Below are 1,308 nucleotides of genomic sequence, written 5' to 3' on the forward strand. Positions count from 1 at the left end.
GAGTGAGAAACTCGTCCGCCGAATGACCAAGGGTTCCTGGGCCAGGTTAATCCGCCCAGGGTGAGTCGGGACCTAAGGCGAGGCCGACAGGCGTAGTCGATGGACAACGGGTTGATATTCCCGTACCCGTGTATCCGCGCCCAATGGCGAATCATCTGTGCTAACCATCCAAATGTGGACGGATCTCCTTCGGGAGGCCTGAAGCGGCTGCATGGGACCCTGGGTGTAGTAGTCAAGCGATGGGGTGACGCAGGAAGGTAGCTGGGCCCGGTGGTGGATTACCGGGTGTAAGCCTGTAGGGCGTTGTGTAGGCAAATCCGCACAACATGTGCCTGAGAGGTGATGCGTAGCCGGTTGAGGTGAATTCAGTGATCCTATGCTGCCGAGAAAAGCCTCTAGTGAGTTGGTACACGGCCCGTACCCCAAACCGACACAGGTGGTCAGGTAGAGAATACTAAGGCGATCGAGATAACTGTGGTGAAGGAACTCGGCAAAATACCTCCGTAACTTCGGGAGAAGGAGGGCCCGATCTGGTGATGAGTCTTGCACTCGGAGCTGGGTTGGGTCGCAGAGACCAGAGAGAAGCGACTGTTTACTAAAAACACAGGTCCGTGCGAAGTCGTAAGACGATGTATACGGACTGACGCCTGCCCGGTGCCGGAAGGTTAAGAGGACCGGTTAGCGGAGCAATTCGCGAAGCTGAGAATTTAAGCCCCGGTAAACGGCGGTGGTAACTATAACCATCCTAAGGTAGCGAAATTCCTTGTCGGGTAAGTTCCGACCTGCACGAATGGCGTAACGACTTCTCTGCTGTCTCCACCACAGACTCGGCGAAATTGCATTACGAGTAAAGATGCTCGTTACGCGCGGCAGGACGAAAAGACCCCGGGACCTTCACTATAGCTTGGTATTGGTGTTCGGTACGGTTTGTGTAGGATAGGTGGGAGACTGTGAAGCGGGCACGCCAGTGTTCGTGGAGTCGTCGTTGAAATACCACTCTGGTCGTATTGGACCTCTAACCTCGGGCCATGATCTGGTTCAGGGACAGTGCCTGGTGGGTAGTTTAACTGGGGCGGTTGCCTCCCAAAATGTAACGGAGGCGCCCAAAGGTTCCCTCAGCCTGGTTGGCAATCAGGTGTTGAGTGTAAGTGCACAAGGGAGCTTGACTGTGAGACTGACAGGTCGAGCAGGGACGAAAGTCGGGACTAGTGATCCGGCACCGGCATGTGGAAGCGGTGTCGCTCAACGGATAAAAGGTACCCCGGGGATAACAGGCTGATCTTCCCCAAGAGTCCATATCGACGGGAT

At 55.4% G+C, this 1,308-nt stretch carries 1 rRNA gene; it reads left to right on the top strand.

The annotated features are described in order from the left end of the window. A 23S ribosomal RNA gene (locus ACGF5C_RS34645) occupies positions 1 to 1,308 on the top strand; the annotation flags it as partial.

It is taken from the genome of Micromonospora sp. NPDC047620 (assembly GCF_043205005.1).
Lineage (GTDB): Bacteria > Actinomycetota > Actinomycetes > Mycobacteriales > Micromonosporaceae > Micromonospora.